Here is a 7,535-nt window from a genome sequence, read left to right on the forward strand (position 1 = left end):
GGCGGCGCGGCTGGAAACGAGGCGGCGCGGCGTACTGGATCGCCCGGTCAAGCCGGGCGATGACGGCGGAGTGTGTGGCGCGCGCCGAGGCGATAAATGGAGTGACATCACTTCACCCTCCCTGCCGCGGCGTGATGATCTCGATCTCGTCGCCCGCGTTCAGCGCCGTCTCGGCCCAGCGGCTTTTCGGCACGACATCGTAGTTGAGTGCGATGGCGAAATGCGTGCCCTCGTAGTCGAGCTCGCTGAGCAGCGCATCGACGCTTGCCGCATGGATCTCGCGCTGCTCGCCGTTAACGATCACGCGCATTGCATCACCTCATTGTCGATCTGGCCGCGCTCGACATAGGAAAGCGTCAGCTCGGCCAGTGCCGGCGCGAGCAGGAAGCCGTGGCGGTAGAGTCCGTTGACGCTGATCTTGCCGCCGCGCACGCCGATGCGCGGCAGATTGTCGGGAAAAGCGGGGCGCAGCCCCGAGCCGAATTCGACGATGCGGGCCTCGCCAAAGGCCGGATGCACGGCATAGGCCGCGCCCAGCAGCTCCAGCGCCGAGCGGACGCTGACGCCGGTGTCTTTGACGCCGGTGTCTTTGACGCCGATGTCTTGGGCCTCGATCGAGGTCGCACCCAGCATGAACAGATTGTCCTCGCGCGGGATCACGTAGAGCGGCCAGCGCGGATGGATCAGCCGCACCGGGCGCGAAAGCCTGACCTCGCTGGTCTCGATCAGGATCATCTCGCCCTTGACGCCGCGCAGCTCGGGCTGTTCCTCGCGCGCGGAGAGGCCGCGGCAGTCGATCACGATGCCATCGAGGCCTTGCAGATCTTGGGCGGTGATATCGCTGCCGAACTTGATGGTGCCGCCGGCGGCAACGATGCGCGCGTGCAGTTTCGGCAGCACGCGGCGCGGCTCGACATGGCCTTCGGTCGGGAAGAACAGCGCGTCGCGGAAGCGGCCCTCGAGCGACGGTTCGAGCGCGGTTAAAGCCGCTGCATCGAGCCGGCGGTGGCCCTCGGTCATCCCTGCAAAGCGCTCAAAATCGTTGCGCTCGCGCGGATGGGCCACGACGAGCGAGCCATTGAAGGGGGTATCAGGCAATTCGCGCCGCCAGATGTCGAGCGAGCGTAGCCCCAGGCGGCTGATGATGGGCTCGGCGACCTCCGCCTCGCAATAAGGCGCGAGCATGCCGCCGGCCCAATGGCTGGTGGCATCGGTCATTCCTGCGTCACTGCGCTCGTGCAGCGTGACGGCATGGCCGGCCTGCGCGAACAACAGCGCCTGCCAGGCTCCGGCTATGCCTGCTCCGATGATGGATACCGGAGAATCCGGTCGCTTGGTCGTCTGCAACATCCCTGTCCCTTCGCCGGCATGACCCGGATCAGGTTCAAAGGGTCACCGCGGTCCTGGGCAGGCTTGCTGATTTGCAGGCTTTGCCCATTTAGCGGTATCTCAGCTCCTCCTCGGAGCACCCCTCGGAACGGCTCTAATGTAGGCCAGTGACGGCTGGTGTCAACGCGTTTGGCCCGGAACAGGGGATTACTTGAGTGCCTGCGCCCGCGCGTTGCGGACGTGCTGCACCATTTGTTGGCGCTGCTGCTTTGCAACGTAGTAATAGCCGCCCGCGAAATAACGCACGGCCCGGTCGTGGTCGCCGTTGGCGGCGTGATAGGCGCCGGCGAGGTATTTTACGGCATAGGTGAGGTTGGTGTTGGGGTCGCGCAGGCCGGCGGCATCGCCGGTGTAGCCGAGGCCGCGGGCGGTCGCGAGCTTGATCTGCATCAGCCCGATCGTGCCGCCATGGCCGACCAGGCCGGGCTGATAGCGGCTCTCGCGCATGATGACGCGATGCACCAGCGCCTCCGGCACGCCGTTGGTGCGCGCATGCATGGCGACCATCTCGGCGTATTCGGCCTGGCCCGCAAATGCGGCCTGCGGTGATACCAGCCCGGCCGCGATGAGCGCGGCAACGTGTAAAATTTTCATCAGATATCCCCGCGGTTCCTGGGCGACCTGCACTGGAACCGTTAGGACCCTTGAACGCGGCGATGATGTGGCGAAACGCCGCCGATCACGATTTTTGCGACGCAGAGCCGCTGTTACGACGCAATGCTGCCGTAAGGGTTCACCTCGGGTGGAAGACCGCAGCTCGTGACAACGAGCCTGTCTATTCGCGCGCAGACGCGAAAGCGAGTATCAAAACGCTGCAAATCGGGAGAGGTGCCATGACAAAAGCAAACGTGGTGAAGGCACACATCGGCGACATCCCCAGGCGAAATCCCTGTGCGCAATGCGGCACGCCGATTCCCCAACCTGATTGGATCGAACCGGGCGAGGGACGCATCTCATATCTCTGGAATTGCAGCGCCTGCGGCTATCGCTTCGAGGCGATCGCGATCTTTGACGAGATGGAAGTCGAGCACCCGCCGCTCGCAGCCTGAAGCTACGCTGCCAGCCGCGGCTGTTGCCACACCGGCAATTGCATCCGCACGATCAGCCCGTGCGGGGGGCGGTCGTGCAGCGACAGCTCGCCGCCATGGGCGAGCGCGATCGCGCGCGCGATCGACAGGCCGAGGCCGAAGCCGGTGGAATCGTCCATGGTGCGCGCGTCGTCGCCGCGCACGAACGGCTCCAGCATCTCCTGCTTGCGCGCATCGGAAATGCCGGGGCCGTCATCCTCGACGTCGATGACGAGCTTTGTGCCTGACACATCGAGACGGATCGTCACCTCGGCGCCGAAGCGCACCGCGTTCTCGACCAGGTTGGTGACGCCGCGATGTAGATCGTCGGGACGCGCCGCGGCGGTCGCAGATAGCGGGCCTTCGTAGTGCACGACATGGCCCATGTCGCCGAATTGGTCGGCGATCAGCTGCAATGTGCTCGCGATGTCGACCAGCGTGATCGCCTCGATCTTGCGGTCGTTGCGCAGCAGCGACAGCACGCTTTCCAGCATCGAGCGCATCTGGTCGAGGTCGATCAGCATGCGCTTGCGGTTGCCCTCGTCCTCGATGAACTCGGCGCGTAGGCGCAGCCGCGTGATCGGGGTGCGCAGATCGTGGCTGATTGCAGCCAGCATCCGGGTGCGATCCGACATCAGCCGCCCGATCCGCTCATGCATGCGGTTGAGCGCGCGGGCGACCAGGCGGATCTCCTCCGGGCCGCGCTCGGGCAGCGGCTCGGAGGTGCCGTCGAGGCTGAAATCCTCGGCGGCCTTGGCAAAGGACGACAACGGCGTCGCCAGCGCGCGCGCCGCCCACAGGCCGAGCACGCTGATGGAGATGAAGGCGGTCAGCAGCGTCACCAGCCACGGCGCGCCCCAGAACCAGGGACGCGGGCCGCCGTCGACATGGCCGGCGATCATGGTGCCGTCAGGCAATTGCACGCCGATGCGGTGGGCGCCGCCCTCGGGCGCGAGCTGCACCACCTTGTAGCCGCGGCCGAGATGGCGGCGGAGCCCGTGCAGGTGCTGACTTTCGCTGTCCTCGATCACCGTCGCGGTGCCTGGTGCTGATGTCTCGATGTTGAGCTTCGGAAAGGCGCGCGTGAGATCGGCGATCAGACGCGGCCGGTCGTCCGGCTTGGCCGAGCCAAGCAGCAGCGCGGCATCCGCCAGTTGGGGTGCGCCGTCCGGCGGCGTGTCCGGGCGGTCGGGCCGGCTGATCAGGAACGCGGTGGTGACGACGAGATGCAGCGCGACGGTCGAGGCCAGCACCAGTGCTGCGATCTGCCCGCCGATGCCCTTGAGGTGGAAGAACCCGAACGGCCTCATCGTCTTAACGCCCCGTCAGTTGCTCAGGGGCGTCGTAACCGCTTCCGTTCTGGGCGTAAACAGGTAACCGCCGGAGCGCACCGTCTTGATGATGGTGGGATCGGCCGGATTGGGCTCGATCTTGCGGCGGATGCGGCTGACCAGCACGTCGATCGAGCGCTCGAACGAGCCGGTGTTGCGGCCCTGCGTGAGGTCGAGCAGGCTGTCGCGCGAGAGCACACGGCCGGGACGCTCGCAGAACGTCCTGAGCAGGTCGAACTCGGCGCTGGTCACCGCGACGCGCGCGCCTTCCGGATTGCGCAGCTCGCGCAGCCGCAGGTCGATGCGCCAGCCTTCGAAGGCGAGCGTGGAGGCGCCCTCGATCGAGCTCGCGGCCTGCGCGGAGGCCTGGCGCCGCAGCACCGCGTTGATGCGGGCGAGCAGCTCGCGCGGGTTGAACGGCTTCGGCAGATAATCGTCCGCGCCCATCTCGAGGCCGACGATGCGGTCGACGTCCTCGCCGCGCGCGGTCAGCATGATGATCGGCGTCTGTGCTTCCGCGCGCACCTTGCGGCACAGGCTGAGACCGTCCTCGCCCGGCAGCATGACGTCGAGAATGATGAGATCAACGCGGTGGTCGGCCATGGCGCGCGACATCTCGCGGCCGTCGCTCACAGCGGTAACGTTGCAGGAGTTGTTGCGGAGATATTTCGCAATCAACGTCCGGGTCTCGCGGTCGTCCTCGACGACCAGGATGTTGGGAGAAGAAATGGCCATGAGCCTTGTTTGTCCAAGATTCGGGCCAAAAGGCGAAGATTTTTGTTTCAGATTGTTTCCGAATGTATGTCTGCAACACCCCGCAACGACCGGGTCGTCATACGGCAAGGTCTCGTTAAGCCCGTTAACCATACCGTGGCGCAGTTGGATACGAAACCCGCAAAAACCACGGTGCCATCATGACCTCGATTTCGGCGGCCTCCGCCGGTCATTACCAGTCGCCGCTGCAGAAGCTGCAGCAGGAATTGCAATCGGAAGTGTCGGACGGCACGATCTCGTCCTCGGACCAGTCGGCGCTCACGAGCGCGCTGCAGGACATCGACACGGCGCTTCAGCAGAGCCGCTCCAGCGATCAGTCCGGCGGCACCAAGCCGTCCAAGGACGGCCTGAAATCGAAGATCGACGATCTCACCTCCAGCGAGGTCTCGAACGGGACGCTGACGTCGGACCAGGCCGACGAGCTGAAGGGCGTGTTTCAGTCCGCCTTCGCCAGGGGCCCCGGCGGTCCCGGCGGCGCGGGTGGCCCGCCTCCCGGTCCGCCGCCGTCGGATGACGGCGCTTCGGATTCCGCGTCGTCGACGGACTTGACGAGCAGCAGCTCGACCGAGTCCAGCACGGCCAAGGTCCTCGAGCAGTTCCTCCAGGCCCTGCAGCAGTCGCAGTCATCGAGCTCGTCCTACGGTGCCAATGGCACGACGAGCTCGTCGAGCAGTTCGGATTTTTCGGCGCTGCTGATCGATTACCAGAGCTGACCTGAGCGACGCAGGTCGGCGCGTTCCCCGCCGCGATCGAGCTACATCCCAGGGCGCAAGATCGTCGGCGGGGAACCGCACAACGTTCTGCGTGACGCAGGAACCTTCCTCGCAACGCAGCGCAACTGCGCAACGAAATTGCCGCAGCACAGGAACTGCCGCTGATCGTGTTTGTTCTCTCCGCACAAGTTTCTGCTGAAGGAGAGGACAACCATGTTGATGAAATCAATCGCCGCCGGCCTTGCCGGCACGGCACTGCTTGCGACCGTTGCGGTTGCACAAAACCCGACGGCCACCACCGACAAGTCGCCAAACGCATCTACCGCGACCACCACAACCACGAGCGCGTCGGGTGATTGGCGCGCATCGAAGATGGCCGGCCTGAGGATCTACAACGACGCCAACGAGAACATCGGCTCGATCAACGACCTCCTGATGGACAAGAGCGGTGCGATCAAGACCGCCGTGATCGGCGTCGGCGGCTTCCTCGGCATGGGCGAGCATCTGGTCGCCGTTCCCTACGACAAGTTGAAATTCACCAATGAGGCGGTGGCCTATTCTGGCGGCGGTACGGCTCCCGGCGCGCCCGGCATGAGCCCAGGCGGACCCGGCACCATGAGCAAGTCGACCACCACCACGGGCGCTGCGACCGGCACCGACAAGACTGCGACGGCGTCGTCTGGCTCGAAGTGGTATCCGGACCACGCCGTGTTCAATGCCAGCAAGGACGATCTGAAGAAGATGCCCGAGTTCAAGTACTCGGAGTAATGCGCTTCTGGCCTCCTAAACGAAGCGCGCCCGGTTTTCACCGGGCGCGCTGTCGAGTTCACTTCACCAGCGGGCAGCCGCCCTTGTCGAGCGGGCGGAAAGCTTCGTCGCCGGGCACGGCGGCGATCAGCTTGTAGAGGTCCCACTCGCCCTTGGATTCTTCCGGCTTCTTCACCTCGAACAGATACATGTCGTGGACCATGCGGCCGTCGATGCGCATCTTGCCTTTCCTGGCGAAGAAGTCGTTGATCGGCGTCTTGCGCATCTGCTCCATCACCTTCGGCGCCTCATCGGTCTTGATGGCCTCGATCGCCTTCAGATAGTGCATGGTTGCCGAATAGAGCCCGGCCTGAATCATGGTCGGCATATGGCCGACCTTCTCGTTGAAGCGCTTGGAGAAGGCACGGGTTTCGTCGTTCGTGTCCCAGTAGAACGCATCGGTGATGATCAGGCCTTGTGTCGCCTTGATGCCGAGCGAGTGAACGTCGGTGATCTCCATGAGCAGCGCGATCATCTTCTGCCCGCCTTGCGTCAGGCCGAATTCGGCCGCCTGCTTCAGCGCGTTGGTGGTGTCGCCGCCGGCGTTCGCGAGCGCAACCACCTTGGCCTTCGAGGCCTGGGCCTGCAGCAGGAAGGACGAGAAGTCCGACGAGTTGAGCGGATGCCGGACCTCGCCGAGCACCATGCCGCCGCTCTCCTTGACGACATTGGCGGCGTCGCGCTGCAGCGCCATGCCGAAGGCGTAGTCTGCCGTGATGAAGAACCAGGTGTCCTCGCCGCGCTTGACCATCGCCTTGCCGGCGACGTTCGACAGCGCGTAGGTGTCGTAGGTCCAGTGCACCGTGTTGGGCGAGCAGGCGGTGCCGGTGATGTCCGATGAGCCGCCGCCGGAGTTGATGTTGATCTTGTTCTTCTCGCGCGTCAGCGCCGAGATCGGCAGTGCGACCGAAGAGGTCGGCACGTCGAGGACCGCGTCCACCTTCTCGTTGTCGTACCAGTTGCGGGCGATATTGACGCCGACGTCGGGCTTGTTCTGATGGTCGGCGGAAACGATCTGGATCGGAACGCCTGCGACCTTGCCGCCGTAATCGGCAACGGCCATCTCGACGGCGGCCAGCGACCCCTTGCCGGTCGCGTCGGCATAAAGGCTCGACATGTCCGTGAGCACGCCGAGCTTGACGACGTTGTCGGAAATCTGCGCCTGCGCTGCGCCGCAGGTCGCGGCGATAGCGAAGCTGGCCGCGACGGCGGCGATGAGTTTTTGCATGTCGTTTTCTCCCTCAGCATTGTTGTTTGGGGCTTTGTTGCGGGGACTGTTCTAGCGAGAAACGGTCGCGGTCGCAAAGCCGAGGAGGGGTGAAGAGGGGTTAGAAATAAGCAGGGAGCTGCGGTATTTTTACCCTCTCCCCGTAAGCTATGGGATGCCCGAAAGTGATTCCCCGGAGTTTATGGATGTGATTCAAGGCCTTTCGACCTGTCTGGGACGGAGGGCC

Annotated in this window: 9 protein-coding genes and 1 riboswitch; of the genes, 3 read left to right on the forward strand and 6 right to left on the reverse strand. The window is 64.6% G+C overall.

Translation table 11 applies throughout. The features are described 5' to 3' along the window. Positions 1 to 112: 112 nt before the first annotated feature. From thiS to ABID58_RS34280, 3 genes are all read right to left on the reverse strand, one after another. Entirely contained in the window at positions 113 to 310 is a 198-nt protein-coding gene (thiS, locus tag ABID58_RS34270; RefSeq protein ID WP_354037327.1) for a sulfur carrier protein ThiS, read from the reverse strand. Continuing rightward, positions 301 to 1,350, reverse strand: a complete 1,050-nt coding sequence (locus tag ABID58_RS34275; RefSeq protein WP_354037329.1) for an FAD-dependent oxidoreductase — start codon at positions 1,348 to 1,350, stop codon at positions 301 to 303. Before ABID58_RS34275 ends, thiS begins: the two co-directional genes overlap by 10 nt. Beyond that, positions 1,338 to 1,483: riboswitch (TPP riboswitch) on the reverse strand. It overlaps the preceding gene by 13 nt. 53 nt (positions 1,484 to 1,536) lie before the next feature. After that, positions 1,537 to 1,983, reverse strand: coding sequence for a transglycosylase SLT domain-containing protein (locus ABID58_RS34280; protein WP_502916450.1), 447 nt, complete (start codon positions 1,981 to 1,983; stop codon positions 1,537 to 1,539). Between the two features lie 239 nt (positions 1,984 to 2,222). On the opposite strand from ABID58_RS34280, the gene ABID58_RS34285 reads away from it, so the two are divergent. Then, a complete protein-coding gene (locus ABID58_RS34285; protein WP_187434762.1) occupies positions 2,223 to 2,438 on the forward strand; it encodes a hypothetical protein in 216 nt (71 codons plus the stop codon). Between the two features lie 2 nt (positions 2,439 to 2,440). Here ABID58_RS34285 and ABID58_RS34290 read toward each other — a convergent pair whose 3' ends face one another. Together ABID58_RS34290 and ABID58_RS34295 are read right to left on the reverse strand one after the other, a co-directional pair. Beyond that, positions 2,441 to 3,766 (reverse strand): ATP-binding protein, encoded by a 1,326-nt coding sequence (locus tag ABID58_RS34290; protein WP_354037330.1) that lies wholly within the window; start codon positions 3,764 to 3,766, stop codon positions 2,441 to 2,443. 15 nt (positions 3,767 to 3,781) lie between these two features. Further along, the gene (locus ABID58_RS34295) at positions 3,782 to 4,522 is read right to left on the reverse strand and encodes a response regulator (RefSeq protein ID WP_148750558.1); all 741 of its coding nucleotides are present in this window, start codon (positions 4,520 to 4,522) and stop codon (positions 3,782 to 3,784) included. 179 nt (positions 4,523 to 4,701) lie between these two features. Here ABID58_RS34295 and ABID58_RS34300 point away from each other — a divergent pair, with 179 nt between their 5' ends. Both ABID58_RS34300 and ABID58_RS34305 read left to right on the forward strand, forming a co-directional pair. Beyond that, the gene (locus ABID58_RS34300) at positions 4,702 to 5,274 is read left to right on the forward strand and encodes a hypothetical protein (RefSeq protein WP_354037331.1); all 573 of its coding nucleotides are present in this window, start codon (positions 4,702 to 4,704) and stop codon (positions 5,272 to 5,274) included. A 213-nt stretch (positions 5,275 to 5,487) separates the two neighbouring features. Continuing rightward, a complete protein-coding gene (locus ABID58_RS34305; protein ID WP_148750556.1) occupies positions 5,488 to 6,042 on the forward strand; it encodes a PRC-barrel domain-containing protein in 555 nt (184 codons plus the stop codon). A gap of 58 nt (positions 6,043 to 6,100) precedes the next feature. Here ABID58_RS34305 and ABID58_RS34310 read toward each other — a convergent pair whose 3' ends face one another. Beyond that, positions 6,101 to 7,309 (reverse strand): ABC transporter substrate-binding protein, encoded by a 1,209-nt coding sequence (locus ABID58_RS34310; protein ID WP_354037332.1) that lies wholly within the window; start codon positions 7,307 to 7,309, stop codon positions 6,101 to 6,103. Between the last annotated feature and the right edge of the window lie 226 nt (positions 7,310 to 7,535).

The organism is Bradyrhizobium sp. S3.2.6 (assembly GCF_040546885.1).
Lineage (GTDB): Bacteria > Pseudomonadota > Alphaproteobacteria > Rhizobiales > Xanthobacteraceae > Bradyrhizobium > Bradyrhizobium cytisi.